This window comes from Haloferax sp. SDI50 (assembly GCF_059802635.1).
This window is the reverse complement of record NZ_JBPULL010000001.1, coordinates 1,158,618-1,178,139: the sequence shown is the minus strand read 5'-3', so window position 1 is coordinate 1,178,139 and position 19,522 is coordinate 1,158,618. Positions and strand designations below refer to the sequence as shown.

Here is a 19,522-nt window from a genome sequence, read left to right as displayed (position 1 = left end):
TATTCCGCACCGCTCAGGACCGCAACCCATGGTTGAGTTTACGGTACCGGAGGTAGACTACACCCGGTACACGAATCGCCAACTCGCGGCCGTCCCCCTCGCGGTCCTCGCGGTGGCCCTACTGGTCATCGGAGGGTGGTACGTCGCGACTGGTGCGCCGGTGAATCCGGGCGTCGACTTCACCGGCGGTACCGAACTCCGCATCGCAACGGATGCCCCGCAAAGCGAGGTCGCCGCGGCCTTCGATAGCCAGCCCGAATCGATTCGCTCCGTCGCGGCCGACGGAACCTACGTCGTGACGTTCCAGTCGGGGAGCGCGACATCGACCGAACTCCAGACGCAGGCCGAGGACGCCGGCTTCGAAGTCAGGTCTATCGACGCCGTGTCGGCCAACTTCGGCGGCGAGACGCAGCTGCTCGCCCTCGGCGGCCTCGCGGTCGCCTTCGCGGGCATGAGCGTCCTCGTGTTCGCCATGTTCCGCTCCTTTGTCCCCTCCATCGCGGTCGTCCTCTCGGCGTTCTCCGACATCGTCATCCCGGTGGCGCTGATGAACCTCTTCGGCATCGAACTGTCGCTGGGGACCGTCGCGGCGCTCCTGATGCTCATCGGGTACTCGGTGGACTCGGACATCCTCCTGAACAACCACGTCCTCCGGCGCTCCGGTGACTTCTACGAGTCGACCGCGCGCGCCATGCGAACCGGCGTGACCATGACGCTCACGTCCATCGCGGCGATGATCGTCATGACCATCACGGCGACGCTGTTCGGGATTCAACTGCTCGCCGCTATCGGGACGGTCCTCGTGTTCGGCCTCACCGCCGACCTGATGAACACCTACATGCTGAACGTGACCCTCCTTCGCTGGTACAAGTTCGAGGGGGTGGCTCGATGAGCACGCTCCGCGACAACTGGCGGGTCATCTTCCTCGTCGTGGCCATCCTGCTATCGACGTTCGCCCTCTTCTCGCCGACGATGGGCAATCAGTCCCCAATCGGCGAGGACGACAGCGCGACGAACCTCCAGTTCGGTCTCCAACTCGACGGCGGGACGCGCATCCGCGCGCCGCTCGTCGGCGTCACCGCCGAAGGCGTCGAGTTCGAAGGCGACTCCGAGCGCGTCGTCGAACGGCAGGTCGCCGCCCAGATAGCCGGTGCCGACGCCGCGGACATCATCGCCCGCACGGGCGCTGAGTCCAGCACGGTCGAAGCGACCATCGAGAACGTCACGGCCGACGACCTGAGCGCCGCGCTCGACGCCGCGGGCTACGCCCACGGCGAGGTCAGAGACGGCGTCACCGGGACGACCCGGGCCGAGACGGTTCGCGTCCTCCAGTCGAAGATTAACGAGGCCGGCCTCTCCGGCGGGACGGTCCAGCAGGTGACCACGGCGACGGGCGAGCACTTCATCCTCGTCGAGGTCCCCAACCGCGACCAGTCCGACGTCGTCGACCTCGTCGGCGAGCGCGGGACGGTCCAAATCGACATCTACTATCCGACCGGAACGGACAACGGCTCGCGGACGTACGAGACGCGCGAGGCCGTCCTGACGCAGGCCGACTTCACCTCCATCGGGACCGCACAGGAGTCCCAGGCCGGAAGCGGGGCGTTCGTCCCCGTCTCCGTCCGCGACGACCCCGCGGCGGAGTTCCAGACGGCAGTTCAGGACACCGGCCTCGACCAACCCGGCGGGACGCGGTGTACCTACATGGACGACGGCGGCGAGAACACGACCGAGGGGTGTCTCCTCCTCGTCGTCAACGGCGAGGTCGTCAACGCCTTCGGGATGAGCCCCGGACTCGCGGACACCATGCGGGCCGGCGAGTGGGCCGGCGCGCCGAGCTTCCAGCTCCAGACGCGCAACACGTCCGAGGCGCAGGAAATCGCCATCAACCTTCGCGCCGGCGCGCTGCCGGCCCGCCTCGACCTCTCGGGCGAGGACAGCGGCACCTCGTCGTACATCTCCCCGAGCCAGGGTGAGAGCTTCAAGTTCGACTCGCTCATCACCGGCATCGTCGCGGTGCTCGCGGTCGCGGGCGTCGTCTTCATCCGCTACGGCAAACCGCAGGTCGCCCTGCCGATGATCGTCACTGGCCTCTCCGAGGTGTATATCCTCCTCGGATTCGCCGCGGCCATCGGCTACCCGCTCGACCTCTCGGTCATCGCCGGCTTCATCGCCGTCATCGGGACCGGGGTGGACGACCTCATCATCATCGCCGACGAGGTGATGGGCGAAGGCTCCGTGAAGTCCCGCAAGGTCTTCCAGTCGCGGTTCCGCCGCGCCTTCTGGGTCATCGGTGCCGCCGCCGCGACGACCATCATCGCTATGAGCCCGCTCGCCGTGCTCTCGCTCGGTGACCTCCAGGGCTTCGCCATCTTCACCATCCTCGGCGTCATCGTCGGCGTGCTCGTCACCCGCCCGGCGTACGGTGACATCCTCCGACTCCTCCTGACCGAGGACCGCTGAGGCCGACCTCGATTCGGCCGACGCGTTTTTCCCGACTTGCCCCTCGGACACCGCGAAGTCGCGATTCCGTCCGTTCGGGCAGCCTCGACGATTCTCGAAGCTGATATCTCCGTGCCGGGACGTGCGTTCTCTATTTCAGAATCGACAGACTGCGGCGGTTTCGGTCGTCCTCACCGGGGCGGATTTGCCGACAGAATCATATAGACTGTCTATAAAATACTGAGTGAAGCGGCAACCAAGCAACCGCCGCCCGTCGGTAATCACGGTGCACGCACTCCACTCATGGACGACACGACCCTTCGACACGACGACCCGGACGCGACGACGACCCGCCCGGACGCCTTGCGGCGCTCCGACGCTGCGGACGACGAGCTCGTCGCTATCGTCGCCCCGTACGACGACGCGCCCGACGAGTGCACCATCTTCCCCGCAGGACTCACAGAAGACGAGCTGCTGACGACGTGGCTCTCCGCACAGGAAGGCGCGTACGTCGCGCTCGCCGAGATGCGGTAATCGTCTCCGCGACTCGCCTCCGAACTACCGGCCCTCCACGTTTTCCACCGCCGGTTCCCCGACGCCTCAGAAATCCCCTAGTGACGACTGTTCGTGCGCGGCCATGAGGTCGGCGCAGGTGGACCACGACTTCCGCGCGCAGTCCGGCAGAATGCCGTGCTCGCGGACGTACTCCCGCAGGAACTCGCGGGTCGTCCCGTCGCTCGGATAGCCGCTTCCGACCTCGCCGTACTCGTCAGCGATGGCCGCGACCCGCCGGTCGCGTTCGACTTTCGCCACGATGCTCGCCGCGCCGACGATGGCGTGTTCGTCGTCCGCGCAGTGCTGGGCGCGGACCTCGACCGAGACGCCCGCCTCGGCCAGTCCCTCGCGGACGCGCCGGCCGAACCGCGACTCGCTCACGTCGCCCGCGTCGCAGACGAGTTCGTCGGCGTCGGCGGCGACCGCGGCGGCGGCGTCGACCTGTGCCCGGACGGTCAGCAGGTTCATGTCCGTCTCGGGGTCGTCGATGGTCTCGGGTTCGACGAACGCGACGCCGACTTCGATGTCGTCGCGCTCTCGGAGTTTCGCGGCGAGTTCCTCGCGCCGCTCGGGGCTGAGTCGCTTCGAGTCGGCGATACCGTCCGGGAGGGTGTCGGGGTCCGCCCGGACCGCCGCGGCGACCATCGGACCCAACACGGGTCCCTTTCCGGCCTCGTCGACGCCGATGTGCATACCTCGTCGGGTCTTGGGGTGGAAAATTAGAGGTTGCGGTCCGCGACGACGCCGACCCAGCCAGCGAATGTCGGCACTCCCACCGTGAGAACTGCGACGCCCAGCACGGACGCGAGAATGCCGGTTTTCACGTGGACGCCGAACACGACGACTGCGGCGAGGGACGCGGCCGTGAGGGAGAGCGCCTGCTTCGGTTCGCCAACCGCTCGGGTGAGAACCGGCGCGGCTGACGCGGCCGCGAGCGAGAACAGTCCGCCGAGAGCGACGTAATCCAGAATCTGTGAACCACCGCCACCGGTCCAGACCCGATACGTTGTCTCCTCGTATTCGACGTAGTACTCGCCCCGTCCGAGTGCGATAGTGTCGCTGTAGAAGAACTCGGGTGCGCCCGTTCCACGAAGGACAACGGTCGTGGAGTCGGCGGACTCTCCGAGTCGTTCGTGCGCGGTCGTTACCACCTTCTTGGCGGGCGAGGAGAGCGACTCACCGCCGCGAAACACCGCACCGTCAACGCTCTCGGCCTTCTCGGGAATCGAGTCTTCGACAGTCACGCGGTGGTCGTACTCCGGGCTTCCGGGCGCGGGGACGACGACGAACCCGACAGCGACGAGGATGACCGCGAGTACGAGGCGAGTCACATCGAGGGCGGAGGGCATCCCCTCAGAAAAGTCAGCTATCAGATAAGTGCTTTCCCTTCAGTCCTTGAAGAACTCGTCGTCCTCGAACGGTTCGTCCTCGCCTTCGACCGCGATGACGTCGAGCGCGGTGACGACCGCGCCCGTGTCGAGGATGCCGGCGAGACTCGGGTTGGTTCGACCCTCGTCGCCCGAGATGAGTTCCTTGATGTAGAGTCCGCCCTCGCCGTGGATTTCGACGGTCGCGTGGCGCGGGTCTTCGAGGTCGCCGGTGGCGTCGTAGACGTGGCGGGTGCGGGTGATGCTCGCGCGGCGGTGGTCCACGCGGTTGGGGGTGTACTGCTCGATGGTCGCGCCGGTGAGTTCGTCCAGCGCGGCCGCCAGTTCCGCGTCGGTCACGTCGTCGTCGAACTCGACGGCGGCGCGGTACTCCTTGCTCGCGTCGAGTTTCTTCACGCGCTCGACCATGTCGTAGGTGGCGAGCCGAAGCCCCTCGACCTCGATTTCGCCGTCAGCCATCGCGTTGATGTCGCCTTCGAGCTGTTCGACGTCGACGGTGCGGCGACGCGGCTCCATGATTTCGACTACGAACGGCCGGCCGGTGCCGAGCATGAGCGCGTCGACGTCCTCGCGGCCCGCGCCGTGGAACTTCGCGTCGACGCCGTCCATCACGTCCGTCACGACGGGGGCGACGAAGCCCTCGACGCTGTCCTCGTAGAGGTAGCCCGAGCCGCCGCAGTAGTCGCACGGCTCTTTGCCCTTGTAGCCCGAGCCGTCGCACTCGCGGCAGGGCCACTCGGTCTGCGGGATGTCGCGGGCCAGCTTCCGATAGCGCCCGTAGACGAACGCGGAGTTGAGTTGCGCCTCGACGGTGTCGGCTTCGATGTCGAGGAGGAACTGCACGTCGGGGCGGGTGAAGTCCACCTCGGTGCCGGTGAGCCGGCCCACGCGCTTTCCGACCTCGCGGTTGAACTCGGATTTGAACAGTTCGCCGGCGTCCTCGGGCAGGCCCGCGCCCTCGCGGAGGAGCAGTTCGTTCTCCTCGACCAGCGGCGGCGCGCGGGTGCCGACCTGGTACGTTTCGACTTCCACGTCCTCGATGGCCTCTGCACAGCGCTCGGCCCAGTCGTCGAACTCGGCGCAGGCCCCCTCGCAGACCCAGCAGTCCTCGGTCTCGACGGCCTCGTACGGTTCGTCGTCGTCGAGGGCGGCGGCGACCCGGAGCGACTTGCCCCGCTCGGCGTTCGTCAGCCCGAAACTGCGCTCGGCGAAGGCCCGGCCCAGACAGGCGTCGCAGACCGGCCCGCTCTCGGCGAGCGCTCGCGCGTCCTCAAGGATGCTCATGTTCCGTCTGTATCGGGGCGCGCGTAACTAGCTTACTTTGTTCGGCGCGTCGCGGCGATGCCGCCGCAGTCGTCGCGCCGGTCGGGGTGACCGTCACCGAGGCGGTCTCTCCGACGGTCTCGCTGACGCCCGCGCCGACCTTCACTCGAACTGAGACGTTTGTCAACACGACCCGAGTGGGGTGCTACCTCGGCTCCGAGAAATTTGATGTACGGCGGCGTGGTAGCCGTTTCAACACCTGGGTCTACGGTCGATATCTCGTGTCTATCAATACGCAAACGAATCGGACGCTCGCACTGTTCGCGACCATCGCGGTCCTCTGGGGGACCTCCTTTATGGCTATCGAGGTCGGTCTCGACGCCCTCCCGCCCGTACTGTTCGCCGCCCTCCGGTACGACGTGGCCGGCGTCGTGCTGTTCGGATACGGCCTGCTCGCGGCGGAGGACTGGCGACCCCGCGGCCGCGACGAGTGGCTCGTCGTCTTCGTCGGCGGCGCGCTCCTCATCGGCGCGCACTTCTCGCTTCTGTTCTCCGGCCAGCGGTACGTGACGAGCGGCGTCTCGGCCATCGTCATCAGCCTCGCACCCGTTCTCACGCCGCTTTTCGCGTGGCCGATGCTACCCGAAGAGCGCCTCGACGCGTTCGGCTTCTTCGGCGTCTTACTGGGGCTGGCCGGAACGGTGATCATCGCCCTCGCGTCCGGGTCGGTCGGCGGCCAACTCCTCGGCGTCCTCTTGCTGTTTCTCGCCGCCGCGGCGTGGGCGTTCGGCTCGGTACTCGTCAAGCGACTGCCCGGCAACCCACCGGTCGTCCCGATGCAGTCGTGGATGATGCTCATCGGCGCGGCCATGCTCCACGTCACGAGCCCCGTCCTCGGCGAACCCGGCCTCGCGAGCGTGGTGTGGTCGCCGGTCGTCGTCGCCGCGCTGCTCTTTTTGGCCGTGCTGTGCAGCGCCGTCGGCTTCATCGCCTACTTCGTCCTGCTCGACCGCATCGGTGCGGTCGAAATCAGCCTCGTCAACTACGTCACGCCGGTCGTCGCCGCCGTTTCCGGCTGGGCGTTCCTCGGGGAGCACATCGGTCCCGTCACCGTTTCGGGCTTCGCGCTCATCCTCCTCGGCTTCGCGTTTATGAAGCGCGACGCGCTCGGCCCGCTGGGGCGGCGCTTCGGCGTCCGCGTCGGCCTCGTCGCGCCCGCACCGGCGGCCGACCCGGACGGGCTGCCGGCCGACGACTGAGTCGCTCCCCGTCGCTACCCTCGCGCCGCGTTACGCTCCCGTCGCTCCGCGTGCAACAGCGCGAGTCGTCACCCGCTTCGGTCGAAAAAAGCTCCGTCGCGTCCGACGCCGGCGTCGGTGCCGGTCGTCGGTCGTCGTCCTCAGTTGCTGGTCTCGTTGCCGGACGACGTGGTCGTCTCGGTCGCCGTCATCGTGACCGTCTCGTTGGCGGTCGTCGTCTCGGTGACCGTCTCGTTCGTCGCGGTTTCGTTCGTGGCCGTTTCGTTCGTGGCCGTCGTCGTCGCGGTCTCCTCAGAACCGACCTCGTGAGTCGCGAGGACCTCTTCGGCACCCTCGCTGCCGACCCAGACGACCTCGACCGTCGAACCGCTTTCTGCGGACTCGATTTCGAGGAAGTTACCGACCGAGACGGGGAACTCCCCGCCCTTGTCGCCGTCAGCGACCCACGTCGCGGTGCGCTCGTCGTCGACGGTGACGTAGACCTCGTCCGTTCCCTCGTCGGTGATTTTCTCGCCGCCCATGTGGACGACGCGGAGGACGCCGCTGTTCGTGCGGAAGGTGAGTTCCGGCGACGGGACCTCGGCCGGTTCGGCCTCGGTCGTCGTCTCGCCAGTCGTACTGTTGCCGGTCTCGTTGCCCGTCTCGGTATCCGCGGTCGACTGCGACTCGGAGCCACCGCCCATACAACCGGCGGTGGTGAGGAGGGCTCCCGTCGTGGCGACGCTCTTCAGGAAGGTTCGTCGTTCCATACGCCACGGTTTGCAAGCTCGTATATATGTCTTGTAGTTTATATTTTGGGGGGAGATAACCAGCCACACACCCGGTTTAGTTAGTTTGTTTTTCAGATAGTTACGATAGACCAACCTGTCCGAGCAGCCACAGGGCGACGAGCGCGGTCGCCGCGCCGAGCGCGACGAGCAGGAGGGTGACGGCGGCCACCGCGGCCACGAGGAAGCGCCGGTCGGCCGCTGCGGCCGCGGGGGAGGTGTCGCCGTATCGGGCTTCCAACAGCCGGACGTTCCGGGCGTTGGCCTTCCACACCGCGTCGAACACGTCGCCGACGAGCGGTATCGACCCGACGGTCGCGTCGAGGACGACGTTGCCGAGCATCCGCGCGAGCGTCGCCCGCGACACACCGAGCATGGCGGCCTCGACGAGGATGTACGCCGAGAGCGCCGAGGCCGTCGCGTCACCGATTCCCGGCACGAGCCCCAGTATCGGGTCGAGGCCGACGCGGTAGTTCGTCCCCGGAATCTCGACCGTCTCGTCGAGGTAGAAGCTCACCGTACGGAGTCGCGCGAGGGTCTCCTCGTCGGCGACGCCAGTCGCCTCGAACTCGACGACTGCATCGGGTTCCAGCGGTTCGTCGCCGTCGCCGCTGCCGTCGTTGGCGTCGTCGCTCTCCGACGCGGGCGTCGCCGGGGTGTTCGAGGAATCGTTCACACGCGTCGAGTCGCGCGCGCGGACCTTGAGGCTAGCGTCGATAGGCGGCCTGTCGGGTCGAAGCGGACCGCGCGAGACTGCCGAAAAAAGCGCGACGCGCCGCCCCCACGGTTCGGGCGAGCGCGTCGCAGAGCTACGAAGCCGGACGCCGTCGTGTGACCAAGCCGGACGCGGGGCCGACGGCGGACCCCTGTGGCGGACCGCCTTCCGCGCTTACAGCCCCACCTCCATCGCGCGCTCGACGACGCCCGCGCCGTAGCGCTCTTCCAACTCCTCGTGCTGGTCCGGACGGTGTTCGTACACGTCTTGGAACAGGCTGATGGGCGTCATCGCGGCCTGATACGTCGCCTCGTCCCACATGCGGTCCTTGGCGATGTCGATTTCGGTGCCGCCGATACGGAGCGTCGCGGACTGCGTCATGGCGATAGCGCCGCGGCCGGCCTCCTTGGCCGCCTCGAACTCCTCCATGGAGTCGACGATGTCGTCCATGCTCGGGACGTACGAGGTCAGCCCGAGCAGTTCCTCGCGGAGTTCGTCCGCGGCGAGCTCCCGCGCGTCGCCGCCGACGCGGAGTTCGTAGCCGTCGTCGGTGGCTTCGAGCGAAAGACGGTCGCCGTCGTACACCTCGACGCCGTCCTCCGACGCGAGTTCGATTTCCTCGCCGTCCGCGTCGAGGAGCCAACTGCCGGTTTTCGGCGGGAGCGGCGAGGTGTTTGCCTCGACGACCTGTCCGGGCGTGAGCGACCAGATGCCGAGCATCCCCTTCGCCTGATTGTCGGTCATGCGCTCGCGGTAGCCCTCCACGTCGCGGATGTCGTCGTAGGGGCCGTCCACGGCGATACAGCCGGCGGCGCTCGCCCCGCGGGAGGTGTTGTGTCGAAGCTCCGGCCACGCCGGGAGTTCGCCCGTCGGCGTCATGGCGCGCATGTCCTTCGTGTAGTCGACCTCGCCGTCGACGAGGAGGAACAGCCGTTCGAGGTTGTTCGTCGGCTTGCCCATCTCGTCGCGGAGGTCGCCCATGGCGAGTTCGGCCTCGCCGCTCTCGATGATGACCGACATGGCGAGGCTCCCCTCCTCGAGGCCGTGCTCGTTCTCGACGATGGTGAAGCACTCGTCGGCCTTCTTCCAGTCGTCGATGCCGCCGACCTCGGGGATGACGAAGCCGTCGATGTGCTCGACCGCCCCCCGCTCGGGGTCGGTGATGTCGAGCATGTGCCGGAAGCCCTGATACCGGGTCTCGGGGCTGTCGCGGTGCCAGACCATCCGCGGGTGAATCTCGCCGGGGAAGTCGGCCCCGTGTTCGGAGATGACTTCGACGATGTTCTCGGCACCCTCGTCGCGCATCGACGGCGCGGTGGCGTCCTCGTTGTCGGGGACCCACACGTCGGGCGCTTGCATCCCGCGGAGGCCGGCCGCCCGGCGGAGCATCTTCGCGGAGTCGTCCTCGCCCTCGACGGCCGTCGGCGAGGTGAAGAACGTCCGCACGAACTCGCGGTCGTGTCTGCGCTCAGTCATCGTCGTTGCTCGTGATGGGGTCGGCCTGCTCCTCGCTGAACCCTTCGGACTCCTCGATGCGGCGGCGCGCCTCGGGGTCGAACTGCGTCTCGATGTCCTGATACCGCGAGACGAACGACAGTTCGTGGTGGCTCTCGGTCGGGTGGTCGAGGTAGCGCTGTTCGAGGTCGAACTGGCCTTCCTCGTCCTGTTCGGCCAGCTTCTTGAAGTCCTCGTAGACGGCGTGCGCGCCCGAGTGGAGCCCGAACAGCGTGATGAAGATGTACTTGTAGCCGAGGTCGCCCAACTCCTGGAACGTCAGCGGGTCCTCCTCTTCGGACCACGCGAACGACGACGAGTAGTTGAACGCGAGCTTCAGGTCCGGATGCGTCTCGTGAATCTCCTCGGCGTAGGCGACGGCGTCCTCGCGCGAGGGGTTCGGCATCTCGGGCCAGACGATGTCGACGCCGGCGTCGGCGTAGATGCGGCCGCGCTCGACGTGCTCGTCCCAGTCGCCGTTCGAAGAGCCGTAGGCGTCGGTGCGGGCGATGACGACCGTGTCCTCCGACTGCTTGGCGTCGACGGCGGCCTCGAAGCGAGCCTTGGCCTTCTCGCGGGAGACGATTTGCTTGCCCGCGATGTGGCCGCAGCGCTTGGGCGTCGTCTGGTCTTCGATGTGGACGGCGGCGACGCCGGCCTTCTCGTACTCGCGGACGGCGCGGCGGACGTTGTGGATGCCGCCGTAGCCCGTGTCGCAGTCAGCGATGACCGGCAGGTTCGTCGCCTCGACCATGCGCTTTGCGTTCTCGACCATCTCGGTCATCGTGACCATCTCCAGGTCGGGGAAGCCGAACTGCCCGAGGACCGTCGAGTAGCCGGACATGTAGGCGGCGTCGTGGCCCGTCATCTCGGCGAGGCGGGCGTCGAGCGCGTGGTACATGCCGGGGGCGAACACGAAGTCCTGCGTGTTCAGCATCTCCCGCAGTTCGCGGGCCTTCTGGTTGTCAACATCCTGTGCGAAGACGTCGCTGTCGAGTTCGGTCGGGTTCATTGGGTGTCGGTGGGCTGCATCGTTCGCTCGATGCGGTTCAGTTGGGCGCGGAGCGCGGCGAGTTCGCGCCGAATCGTCGTCATCTCGTCGTCCTCACCCGGCTGTTGGATGAAGGGGACGAGCGGCGCGTCCATGTTCTCCTCGTTGTTGGGGTAGCGCCGCGCGGCGCGAGGACGAGTCGTCGTCGAGCGAGCGGTGGTCGGCGTGCGGGTCGTCGTGTCGGTTCGAGTCGTGTTATCGCGGTTTGTCATCGGTTACGTCGGTGGGGTCGGCGGTCGGTAGCGGTCGGTTCGAGTCGCGGTCGTCGAGCGGTCGGACGCGTGGTGTGCTGCGGATACTACCATCGGATGTCTCCTCACCCGGTTCGACTGCCGAGTAGTACTAATAGTTAATGATTGATAATGATAATATTAGTTAATGACTTAGTTCTGTACGGATGGATATTAGGCCCTAATTTGTCACATGGTAACACACCATCGCCCTCGCAGAGGATTCGAGCGTCGTCGGCTTCCCACGGCGACCGTCGTGCCACGGCGTGACGGGGCGTTCCGCGGACACTACGCTTAATCGCGTCCACGCCCGACGACGCACCAGCGAATGGCATCCGCGATTGAGATACGCGACTTGACGAAGTCCTACGGCGACGTCCGCGCCCTCGACGGCGTCGACCTCGACGTTCCGGAGGGGTCGTTCTTCGGGCTGTTGGGGCCGAACGGGGCGGGGAAGACGACGTTCATCAACATCCTCGTCGGCCTCGTCCGCAAGACCGGCGGCGAGGCGAGCGTCTTCGGCTACGACGTGGAAGACGACTACCGCGAGGCCCGCGACCGCATCGGCCTCGCGCCACAGGAGTTCAACGTGGACCGCTTTTTCCCCATCCGCGAGGTGCTCGAACACAAGGCGGGCTACCACGGGATTCCGCACGACGAGGCCGCGGCGCGCGCCGACGAGGTGCTCAAGCGCGTCGGCATCTACGACAAGCGCGACACCCGCTTCGACTGGCTCTCCGGCGGGATGAAACGGCGGTTCATGCTCGCGCGGGCGCTCATCACCGACCCCGACCTGCTCATCCTCGACGAGCCGACCGCCGGGGTCGACGTGCAACTGCGCCACGAACTCTGGGAGACCATCGTCGACCTCAACGACAGCGGGACGACCATCCTCCTTACGACCCACTACATCGAGGAGGCAGAACGCCTCTGCGACGAGGTCGCCATCCTCGATTCCGGCTCCGTCATCGAGGTCGCCAGCCCCGAGGAACTGATGGACCGCGGCACCGACGACATCGTCGTCCAACTCCGCGACCCGCCGACCGCGGTGCCCGACTTCACGGCCGACGACGACCGCGTCGAGGCCGTCGAACTGGACGGGACTCGCCTCGTCGTGACGGCCCAGCAGGGCGGCCTCGTCGCCCCCGACGTGGTGCAGGCGCTCGACCGCGCCGGCCACGAAATCGTCGACCTCGAAATCTCGCGCACGTCGCTCGAAGAGGTGTTCGTCGAGATGACGAGACAGGGCGAGGGCCGCGCCACTGCGGAGGTCGAGCAGTGAGCCTCACGAGCCTCGACGTGACCGGCTTTTACGCCCTGCTCCGCCGCGAGGTCCTCCGGTTCGTCCGCCGCCCGCGCAACACGTTCGTCCCGCCGTTTATCACGAACGTGCTGTACTTCTCCGTGTTCGGCGTCATCCTCGGCGAGCGCATCAACGAAATCGCGGGCGTCCCGTACATCCTGTTTATCCTGCCCGGCCTCATCGTCCTCGGAGCCGTCTCCAACGCCTTCGAGAACGCCTCTTTCTCCATCTTCCACGGCCGCTGGAACCGCTACATCGAGGAGGCGCTGACCTCGCCGCTTTCGTACTCCTCGATGGTCGGCGCGTACGTCCTCTCCAGCGCGACCCGCGGCGCGCTCGTCGGCGCGCTCGTCGCGGTCATCGGCGCGTTCTTCACGTCCGTCGGCGTCGCCAAGCCGTTCTATCTGGTCGCCTTTATGCTCATCATCACTCTGCTGTTCGCGGGTCTCGGCGTGGTCGGCGGCCTCTGGGCCGACGACTTCGACGACTTGACGATGATGAACCAGTTCATCCTCCGCCCGCTGGTGTTCTTCGGCGGCGTCTTCTACTCGCTCAACGAGATTCCGGCGACCTTCCAGCAGGCGTCGCTGCTCAATCCGATGATATACATGGTCAACGGCGTCCGATACGGCTTCCTCGGCGTCACCGAGGTGGACCCGAACCTGTCTCTCGGCGTGCTGACGGCGCTCACGCTCGCCGTCGTCGGCCTCAACGTCGTGCTGTTCCGGCGCGGCTACGGGCTGACCGACTGAGACTAACCGGTCGACGCTTGGGCGACGGCGAGCCCTCGGGCGATGCAGTTCCCCGCCGCCGTTATTGTCTGGTTGACTGTATTTTCTAATGACAAGTATTTTGAAACCGGCTCGAAAACTCACGGTCGACGTATGGTATCAAAACCCTCCTCCGCGGCGTCGACGCGGACCGTCTCGGTCCTCGCCATCGTCGCGGCCGTCCTGGTTGGAGCATTCCTCGCCCCCGTCGTCTACGACGCGGCCGCGCCCACCCCTGACAGGGTCGCGGTCATCTCGGTCGACGGGACCATCACCTCCCACACAGCTGACCAGCTGGAAGAGGACCTACAAGAAGCGCGAGAGAACGAATCGATAAAGGCGGTCGTCCTGCAGGTCGACAGCCCCGGCGGCTCCGCGGCCGCGTCCGAGCAGATGTATCTGGCGGTCAACCGGACCGCCCAAGAGATGCCCGTCGTTTCGAGCGTCGAAGGAACGGGCGCGTCGGGCGCGTACTACACGATGCTCCCCTCCGAGAGCATCTACGTGACGCCCTCCTCGGTCATCGGGAGCGTCGGCGTCCGCGGGTCGGCCCCCATCGGCGGCACGTCCAACGAAATCCGCACCGGACCGGACAAGGCGTCGATGACCGTCGACCAGCGCGAAGCCCAGATTGAGACGCTGAAACACGCCTTCGTCGGTAGCGTCATGGAGCACCGCGGCGACGAGCTCTCGCTGTCGCGCGAAGAGGTCGCCTACGCGAAGGTCTACACCGGCGCTCGCGCCACGCAGAACGGCTACGCCGACGACATCGGCACGCTCCAGACGGCCATCGACCGCGCCGCCTCCGAGGCCGGCCTCGAAAACTACGAGGTCGTCGAGAAGGAGCCGCCGACCCAGTCCGGCATCATCCTTCTCAGCTCGCAGGACGGCAACTCGACGGTCGTCGTCGAAGAGAGTCCCATGGGCTACGACGGCGTTCGCGCGCCGCAGTTCCTGATGGTGTACGGACAAGTGCAGTACGAAGACGAGGTGATCGGCAATGTCTCAGCGTAACCTACTCCGCGCGACGGCCGTCTTCGCGGTCGCGCTCGGCCTCATCTTGGTCGGGGCCGCGGTGGCACCCTACGCCGTCCAACTCGGCGGCAACGACTCGACAGACACCCAAAACGCCGCGAAACAGGCGTTCAACGCGGACGAACTCGTCGCCACGCCCGGCCCCGAATCGGGCGAGGTGACGATGGACTCCAACGCCGCGTCGAAGACCGTCCTCATCGACGTCGGCCACGGCAACGACGTGAGCGAGTCCGACGTGCAACCGCTCGTCGACGCCCTCGTCGCCAACGGCCACGAAGTTGAGTACCTCACCCGCGAGGACGCCCAGCGGAACTTCAACGCCTCGCTCCGCCGGGCCGACGCCTTCGTCGTCGTCAACCCCGAACAGCCGTACACCGGCGGCCAACTCGACGGCCTCCGGTCGTTCGAAGACGCCGGCGGCCGCGTCGCTCTCGTCGGGGACCCGCAGTCCGCGGGCACGACGAGCATCCTCGGCCTCGTCAGCGTCTCGGTGTCGTCCGGCCCCACCGGCGGCGACGCCGGACTGACCTCCGACTACGGGGTCTCGTTCGGCTCCACGTCGCTGTACAACATGCACGACTACTACCTCAACTACGAGAACGTCTACGCCACGCCGGAGGGCGACACCGCCCTGACCGAGGGCGTCGACGAAGTCGTGTTCCGCGACGCCGCGCCGCTTTCGATTTCGGCCGACAGCGTCTCGCCGGCGCTCGTCTCCGGCGGCGAGACCCGCGTCGAGTCGATTCGTAAGTCCGGTCCGTACACGGTCGCCGCCCAGAGCGAGACGGTCGTCGCCATCGGCGACGCCGACTTCCTCACGCCCGAGTCGGCCTACGAGGCCGACAACGAGGTGCTCGTCGGCAACCTCGCGGACTTCCTCGTCTCCGGCGACAAGGAGTCCGGTGCGCCCGCTCCGGCCACGCCCGAATCCGGCGGCCCGGGTCCGGGCGGTTCAGCGCCCGGCCCGGCACCGGGTTCAGCACCCACCCAGGGAACCACGCCGACGCCGGCGTAACCGAGTCGCACCGACGCGACTGACACCACCCATCGACGACGCGACCGAAGCCGGACCCCCGGTTTCGACGCGTCCCGTTCGTTTCTTTCGAGGCTCAGTCCCCGCGCCCCCGAGCGGCGGCTCCCGGTCTCGTCAGGCGTCTTCGTCGCCGTCGCCCTTGTCGCTCGCCCGCGAGTGGACACCGATAAGACCCCCACGCGCCGAGTCGGAGTCATGCGCCAATTCATCGTCATCGGCCACGACGCGCCGACGACGCCCGAATTCTCACTCGACGACATCGCGGGCGGGGCCGGCCGCCTCGACGTGCTCTGTCGCTGTGTCAACTCCGCGTTCTTCCTCTCGCACGACATCCGCGAGGACGTTCGGGTCCACCTCGTCCTCGGAAACGAGTACACCATCCGCTTCGAGGGCTCCGAACTCCGCCGGCTCAACCCCGACGAGCGCTCCACCGCCGCCCTGATTCGCAAGGCGCTCGAAAAGCGCGAGGAGGCCATCGGCCACATGCCCGCCGAGTCGTCGCCGGGCGTCTCCATCCGCCGGATGGGTTTCGAGACGACGCTGGAAGAGGCCGCCAGCGACGCGACCGTGGTCGAACTCCACGAGGACGGCGACCCCGTGGTTCAGGTCGAACCGCCCGCAAACCCGCTTTTCGTCCTCTCGGACCACCACGACTTCACCGACGAGGAAGCCGAGTTGCTGGCGGCCGCCGCCGACGAGCGGGTCCGACTCGGCCCCGAAATCCTCCACGCCGACCACTCGATTACGGTCGCGCACAACTACCTCGATACGGCGGGCTATTCGCGGTACTGAGTCGGGGTCGGCGGTGTGCCACGCCGTCTGACGGTGGCCCGCAATCACAACTGTTAAACGCGACGGTGGCTTGCCTCAAAATGCGGGCCGGTGGGGTAGCTTGGTATCCTTCGGCCTTCGGGTGGCCGTAACCTCAGTTCGAATCTGAGCCGGCCCATATTCTCCCCACCTTTCACAACCCACGAGCGATAGCGAGTGGTCTGTGGTCGGAGATGGTGCTCGGAAGTGTGCTAAGGGCACGCGCCTGCGGCGCGAAAAACGCAAGCTGACTCCTTCGACCGTCGCTGTTCCAAATCAAGCAAGCGAAACGTTGGTTTGACTCCAAAGGTATTTCACTCCACCACAAGGTTACTACGACAAGAAGCCGTACTAGCGGTTTGGGTTAAATAAATGGTCAGCGCTGAATTACTGCCTTTGGCCCTGCTATACGTGGATAACCAGCGCGCCATCGAAGGGATAACTCGACTTCAGAAGCTAGTTTTCTAGCACAAGAAGAGAGTTCTTTAGAAATTGGCTACGAATACGAGGCTGACAAGTACGGGCCGTTTTCAAAAGAACTCTATGGAGCCCTCGACTCTCTGGAGTCTCGGAACCTGATTAAACGTGAGGTTGAGACGACACGTAGCGGGAATGAGAAATATACGTATCTACTCACCGATCGTGGAAGAGCGGTAATTAAAGAAATACTTTCGAATGAAGAGTATGAGCACGCTCGAAAGGTGTTCGAAGAGGCGCATTCGATTAAGAAACAGCACAACCAAGAGCCGCTTGACACTTTACTTCGTTATGTCTACCGGAAATATCCCGATTATACGGAGAACAGTACGATCAAGGAAGACTTATTCTAGCTATTCTTCGTCTTCATCCTCGACGATTGAACCCGCTATGTCTCTGATCTCTTGCTGAGTCTCGGTATCAACGTCCTTCTCTTCGGTGGTAAAGTCATCAAGTTCCGATTGTATAGGGATTCCTCCGAGTATTTCTTCGAGTATGCCTTCGAGTTTTTTCGGACTCTCATAGCCTTCCGTTTGGTCGATAGGACCATTCTCTTTCTCTTCTGAAATAGCTTGAGTACGCTCTTGATCGGGATCTTCGATTGTAAATATGACCCTAGAAATCGCTTCTTCCCTTAGAAGGATGCTCCGACCAAGATCATGCTGAGTGATACGCTCACCCCCATCCTGTGAGTAGACAACCTCATACGGGTTATCTAAGAACAACTCTCTACGATTCTCGTCCCAAGCTGTTTCGTTAAACTCGCCTTGAATTACCGTTTCGTCGTTCATTACGACTTCAATCTCTTCGCCGTGACTGGGTACTTCGTTGAATGCATAATGCCAAGGTTGGCGACGGTCCAAAGAACGTCCTCGGTGGAGTATTTTATCTACGCCAAGTCCAATAAGTGCGCTTCCCCCACTTGAAATTACAACATGCAGTAGGTAGAGCGTGAGAAGAACTGGTAAAGTAAGCGCAAGTATCTGCTCTTCTGAGACGATGTTGAGATTTGTAGCGGTATCAGTCGCTAATCCATCTATGAATTCGTAGTACAGTGGGCTTGCAAAATACAGCGTAAGAAGCGAGATGATACTGACGAACGTACTGTATACTACCCACTGAATCCGGGTAAGCGATGCATTCTTTTTTGAGAGCAAATAGTAGAACTCGATACCGAGAAGGCCCGGTACTACCAGTAACAAAATAGTTAGTAGGCTTACTGGTAGTGTCCCCAGTGAGGCCATCATAACTACCGTCTGAATGGTCTCTGAAAAAGATATCCTTATTTTAGATATCTTCTTTATTGAAGATCTGTTGTGGTCTGATTTTTGCTTGCTTTGACTCCAGATGACTTCCAAAGTCGCAGAACGATGATTTTAGACTCCCCCCACCTTCGCGGTTCACACATGAACAACTCGAATACCGGGGCCTAAAGCTTTGGAGAGCTCAAATACTAGATCCCCCTCACAGCTACGGGTCTTCGGTGGTTCCTTTTGAATACTCGAAATCGTCCGGCCTTCCCACTCCCAATACATTAGGCCAGCCTAAACAAGCGGGAGAAAAGTATCGACGGCCCACTGTCGTCCGAGAACCGAAGCAATTATCTATTTTAGGCGGGCCTAAAAACTATGGAGCACGACGAGACGCCACGGACGGGACTGACGCGGCGCGACTACGTGAAGTACGGCGGCGCGGCGGTCGGCGGCGGGCTGCTCGCCGGCTGTACCGGGGGAAGCAATTCGGAATCGACGGCGGACGGCGAGACCGACGCCCCGACGCAGACCGCGACCGAAGCGGCCACCGAAACGGGGACCGAATCGCCCGCGGACGCGTCGTACTCAGTGACGATGTCGCCGGTCGGCACCGTCGAGTTCGACGAGCCGCCCCAGACCATCTTCACGCGGCTTTCCCACCACGCGGGGATGGCGTTCGCGCTCGGCCGCGGCGACGACGTCAACGCGGTCAACGGGCCGGCGTACTACGACGCGACGTGGAAGCAGTTCACGGCGCGGCTCCCCGGCATCGAAGTCGACTGGGCCGACCTGTACCCCTCGTGGGAGACGAGCAAGGAGAAGCTCTACGAACTCGACAGCGACGTGCATCTGGCCGACCCCGCGTCGGTCGTCCAACTCGAACAGTGGGACATGGGCGACATCGAGGAGGTCGCCGAGAACATCTCGCCGTGGTTCGGGAACTCGCTGAGCGCCCGTCACGCGTCGCCGACGGACGAGTGGACCGGCGACTACGAGTACTACACGCTGTGGGAGCAGTTCGAGAAGGTCGCGCAGGTGCTCGGAGAGGAGGAGCGCTACGAGGCGCTTGCGGCCGTCCACGACGACGTGCTCGCCACCATCGAGGCGGGGCTGCCGCCGGAAGACGAGCGCCCGAGCGTCGTGTTGCTCACCGCATCCGACATCGAAAAGCAGGTGTGGGCGTACACGGTCGGCAACCCCGGCTTTATGACCTCGCACATCCGGCCGCTCGCACCGCACGACGCGTTCGAGGGCTCCACCGAGTCGGGGTCGACCGTCGATTTCGAGGCGCTGTTGGAGGCCGATCCCGACGTTCTGCTCTTCCTGAGCGGGATGCAGCCGAGCGTCAGCATGAATGACCTCCGGGCGACGCTCGAAGCCGACCCCGTCGCCGCGGAGATTTCGGCGGTCCGGAACGGTCGGGTCTACCCGCAGGGCGCGCGCTATCAGGGGCCGATTCTCAACCTCTTCCAGCTTGAGATGAGCGCCAAGCAGTTCTATCCCGAGGCGTTCGGGGAGTGGCCGACCTCGGACGGCGGCCCGTACCCCGAAATCCCGGAAGACGAACAGCTGTTCGACCGCCAGCACGTCGCCGACATCATCAACGGCGAGTTCTGAGGGGTCTCGCCGCCGCTTTTTCGGCCAGCGACCGGCCCCGAACCCGCCGGCATCCCCGCC

General features: G+C 65.0%; 20 protein-coding genes and 1 tRNA gene. 12 read left to right on the top strand and 9 right to left on the bottom strand.

Annotation, left to right across the window (positions count from 1 at the left end; translation table 11 throughout):
- Positions 1 to 28 precede the first annotated feature (28 nt).
- The 3 genes from secF (at position 29) to ACSR87_RS06015 (ending at position 2,976) form a co-directional block, all read left to right on the top strand.
- The gene (secF, locus tag ACSR87_RS06025; protein WP_004062927.1) at positions 29 to 892 is read left to right on the top strand and encodes a protein translocase subunit SecF; all 864 of its coding nucleotides are present in this window, start codon (positions 29 to 31) and stop codon (positions 890 to 892) included.
- On the top strand, positions 889 to 2,463 hold the full coding sequence (gene secD / locus ACSR87_RS06020) for a preprotein translocase subunit SecD (RefSeq protein ID WP_498529825.1): 1,575 nt from the start codon (positions 889 to 891) through the stop codon (positions 2,461 to 2,463). Before secF ends, secD begins: the two co-directional genes overlap by 4 nt.
- A gap of 282 nt (positions 2,464 to 2,745) precedes the next feature.
- Positions 2,746 to 2,976, top strand: coding sequence for a DUF7511 domain-containing protein (locus ACSR87_RS06015; RefSeq protein ID WP_004041856.1), 231 nt, complete (start codon positions 2,746 to 2,748; stop codon positions 2,974 to 2,976).
- 66 nt (positions 2,977 to 3,042) lie between these two features.
- Here ACSR87_RS06015 and rnhB read toward each other — a convergent pair whose 3' ends face one another.
- Genes rnhB through ACSR87_RS06000 form a run of 3 tightly spaced genes read right to left on the bottom strand, consistent with a single transcriptional unit; the run spans position 3,043 to position 5,669 of the window.
- Positions 3,043 to 3,690: a ribonuclease HII gene (gene rnhB / locus ACSR87_RS06010; protein ID WP_498529824.1), complete on the bottom strand. Its 648-nt coding sequence runs from the start codon at positions 3,688 to 3,690 to the stop codon at positions 3,043 to 3,045.
- A 26-nt stretch (positions 3,691 to 3,716) separates the two neighbouring features.
- Positions 3,717 to 4,346, bottom strand: a complete 630-nt coding sequence (locus ACSR87_RS06005; RefSeq protein ID WP_498529823.1) for a hypothetical protein — start codon at positions 4,344 to 4,346, stop codon at positions 3,717 to 3,719.
- Positions 4,347 to 4,385: 39 nt separating this feature from the next.
- The gene (locus ACSR87_RS06000; RefSeq protein ID WP_498529822.1) at positions 4,386 to 5,669 is read right to left on the bottom strand and encodes a tRNA pseudouridine(54/55) synthase Pus10; all 1,284 of its coding nucleotides are present in this window, start codon (positions 5,667 to 5,669) and stop codon (positions 4,386 to 4,388) included.
- A gap of 260 nt (positions 5,670 to 5,929) precedes the next feature.
- Here ACSR87_RS06000 and ACSR87_RS05995 point away from each other — a divergent pair, with 260 nt between their 5' ends.
- Positions 5,930 to 6,907, top strand: coding sequence for a DMT family transporter (locus ACSR87_RS05995; protein WP_498529821.1), 978 nt, complete (start codon positions 5,930 to 5,932; stop codon positions 6,905 to 6,907).
- A gap of 140 nt (positions 6,908 to 7,047) precedes the next feature.
- On the opposite strand, the gene ACSR87_RS05990 is transcribed toward ACSR87_RS05995, so the two are convergent.
- The 5 genes from ACSR87_RS05990 to ACSR87_RS05970 all read right to left on the bottom strand — a co-directional run bounded on the left by ACSR87_RS05990 (position 7,048) and on the right by ACSR87_RS05970 (position 11,146).
- Positions 7,048 to 7,656, bottom strand: a complete 609-nt coding sequence (locus ACSR87_RS05990) for a twin-arginine translocation signal domain-containing protein (RefSeq protein WP_498529820.1) — start codon at positions 7,654 to 7,656, stop codon at positions 7,048 to 7,050.
- Between the two features lie 100 nt (positions 7,657 to 7,756).
- The gene (locus tag ACSR87_RS05985; protein ID WP_498529819.1) at positions 7,757 to 8,350 is read right to left on the bottom strand and encodes a DUF4112 domain-containing protein; all 594 of its coding nucleotides are present in this window, start codon (positions 8,348 to 8,350) and stop codon (positions 7,757 to 7,759) included.
- A 213-nt stretch (positions 8,351 to 8,563) separates the two neighbouring features.
- Positions 8,564 to 9,865, bottom strand: a complete 1,302-nt coding sequence (gene aceB, locus ACSR87_RS05980; protein WP_498529818.1) for a malate synthase AceB — start codon at positions 9,863 to 9,865, stop codon at positions 8,564 to 8,566.
- Positions 9,858 to 10,895 carry an isocitrate lyase gene (aceA, locus tag ACSR87_RS05975; protein ID WP_058566409.1) on the bottom strand — a complete coding sequence of 346 codons (1,038 nt, stop codon included), beginning with the start codon at positions 10,893 to 10,895 and terminating at the stop codon, positions 9,858 to 9,860. Before aceA ends, aceB begins: the two co-directional genes overlap by 8 nt.
- Entirely contained in the window at positions 10,892 to 11,146 is a 255-nt protein-coding gene (locus ACSR87_RS05970; protein ID WP_498529817.1) for a hypothetical protein, read from the bottom strand. Before ACSR87_RS05970 ends, aceA begins: the two co-directional genes overlap by 4 nt.
- Before the next feature lie 346 nt (positions 11,147 to 11,492).
- Here ACSR87_RS05970 and ACSR87_RS05965 point away from each other — a divergent pair, with 346 nt between their 5' ends.
- The 7 genes from ACSR87_RS05965 (at position 11,493) to ACSR87_RS05935 (ending at position 16,945) form a co-directional block, all read left to right on the top strand.
- Complete coding sequence (locus tag ACSR87_RS05965; RefSeq protein WP_498529816.1) at positions 11,493 to 12,446, top strand: ABC transporter ATP-binding protein; 954 nt, start codon at positions 11,493 to 11,495, stop codon at positions 12,444 to 12,446.
- On the top strand, positions 12,443 to 13,219 hold the full coding sequence (locus ACSR87_RS05960) for an ABC transporter permease (protein WP_498529815.1): 777 nt from the start codon (positions 12,443 to 12,445) through the stop codon (positions 13,217 to 13,219). The genes ACSR87_RS05965 and ACSR87_RS05960 overlap by 4 nt, the downstream gene beginning before the upstream one ends.
- Positions 13,220 to 13,351: 132 nt before the next feature.
- Positions 13,352 to 14,251 (top strand): S49 family peptidase, encoded by a 900-nt coding sequence (locus tag ACSR87_RS05955; RefSeq protein WP_004062915.1) that lies wholly within the window; start codon positions 13,352 to 13,354, stop codon positions 14,249 to 14,251.
- A complete protein-coding gene (locus ACSR87_RS05950; protein WP_498529814.1) occupies positions 14,238 to 15,287 on the top strand; it encodes a DUF4350 domain-containing protein in 1,050 nt (349 codons plus the stop codon). The genes ACSR87_RS05955 and ACSR87_RS05950 overlap by 14 nt, the downstream gene beginning before the upstream one ends.
- Before the next feature lie 213 nt (positions 15,288 to 15,500).
- Positions 15,501 to 16,097: a tRNA (pseudouridine(54)-N(1))-methyltransferase TrmY gene (gene trmY / locus ACSR87_RS05945; RefSeq protein ID WP_498529813.1), complete on the top strand. Its 597-nt coding sequence runs from the start codon at positions 15,501 to 15,503 to the stop codon at positions 16,095 to 16,097.
- An 84-nt stretch (positions 16,098 to 16,181) separates the two neighbouring features.
- Positions 16,182 to 16,254 (top strand) — tRNA-Pro (locus ACSR87_RS05940).
- A 352-nt stretch (positions 16,255 to 16,606) separates the two neighbouring features.
- Complete coding sequence (locus ACSR87_RS05935; protein WP_498531042.1) at positions 16,607 to 16,945, top strand: helix-turn-helix transcriptional regulator; 339 nt, start codon at positions 16,607 to 16,609, stop codon at positions 16,943 to 16,945.
- On the opposite strand, the gene ACSR87_RS05930 is transcribed toward ACSR87_RS05935, so the two are convergent.
- Positions 16,946 to 17,839 carry a DUF6338 family protein gene (locus ACSR87_RS05930; RefSeq protein WP_498529812.1) on the bottom strand — a complete coding sequence of 298 codons (894 nt, stop codon included), beginning with the start codon at positions 17,837 to 17,839 and terminating at the stop codon, positions 16,946 to 16,948. It abuts the gene before it with no gap.
- 381 nt (positions 17,840 to 18,220) lie between these two features.
- Here ACSR87_RS05930 and ACSR87_RS05925 point away from each other — a divergent pair, with 381 nt between their 5' ends.
- The gene (locus tag ACSR87_RS05925) at positions 18,221 to 19,462 is read left to right on the top strand and encodes an ABC transporter substrate-binding protein (protein ID WP_498529811.1); all 1,242 of its coding nucleotides are present in this window, start codon (positions 18,221 to 18,223) and stop codon (positions 19,460 to 19,462) included.
- The last annotated feature ends 60 nt before the right edge of the window (positions 19,463 to 19,522 follow it).

Bases quoted from the DNA above. Each gene is read 5' to 3' on its own strand.
- ACSR87_RS05970 (WP_498529817.1), bottom strand. From the start codon at position 11,146: ATGACAAACCGCGATAACACGACTCGAACCGACACGACGACCCGCACG.
- aceA (WP_058566409.1), bottom strand. From the start codon at position 10,895: ATGAACCCGACCGAACTCGACAGCGACGTCTTCGCACAGGATGTTGAC.
- ACSR87_RS06000 (WP_498529822.1), bottom strand. From the start codon at position 5,669: ATGAGCATCCTTGAGGACGCGCGAGCGCTCGCCGAGAGCGGGCCGGTC.
- ACSR87_RS05925 (WP_498529811.1), top strand. From the start codon at position 18,221: ATGGAGCACGACGAGACGCCACGGACGGGACTGACGCGGCGCGACTAC.
- rnhB (WP_498529824.1), bottom strand. From the start codon at position 3,690: ATGCACATCGGCGTCGACGAGGCCGGAAAGGGACCCGTGTTGGGTCCG.
- ACSR87_RS05965 (WP_498529816.1), top strand. From the start codon at position 11,493: ATGGCATCCGCGATTGAGATACGCGACTTGACGAAGTCCTACGGCGAC.
- ACSR87_RS05930 (WP_498529812.1), bottom strand. From the start codon at position 17,839: ATGATGGCCTCACTGGGGACACTACCAGTAAGCCTACTAACTATTTTG.
- aceB (WP_498529818.1), bottom strand. From the start codon at position 9,865: ATGACTGAGCGCAGACACGACCGCGAGTTCGTGCGGACGTTCTTCACC.
- ACSR87_RS05990 (WP_498529820.1), bottom strand. From the start codon at position 7,656: ATGGAACGACGAACCTTCCTGAAGAGCGTCGCCACGACGGGAGCCCTC.
- ACSR87_RS06005 (WP_498529823.1), bottom strand. From the start codon at position 4,346: ATGCCCTCCGCCCTCGATGTGACTCGCCTCGTACTCGCGGTCATCCTC.
- secD (WP_498529825.1), top strand. From the start codon at position 889: ATGAGCACGCTCCGCGACAACTGGCGGGTCATCTTCCTCGTCGTGGCC.
- secF (WP_004062927.1), top strand. From the start codon at position 29: ATGGTTGAGTTTACGGTACCGGAGGTAGACTACACCCGGTACACGAAT.
- trmY (WP_498529813.1), top strand. From the start codon at position 15,501: ATGCGCCAATTCATCGTCATCGGCCACGACGCGCCGACGACGCCCGAA.
- ACSR87_RS05955 (WP_004062915.1), top strand. From the start codon at position 13,352: ATGGTATCAAAACCCTCCTCCGCGGCGTCGACGCGGACCGTCTCGGTC.
- ACSR87_RS05950 (WP_498529814.1), top strand. From the start codon at position 14,238: ATGTCTCAGCGTAACCTACTCCGCGCGACGGCCGTCTTCGCGGTCGCG.
- ACSR87_RS06015 (WP_004041856.1), top strand. From the start codon at position 2,746: ATGGACGACACGACCCTTCGACACGACGACCCGGACGCGACGACGACC.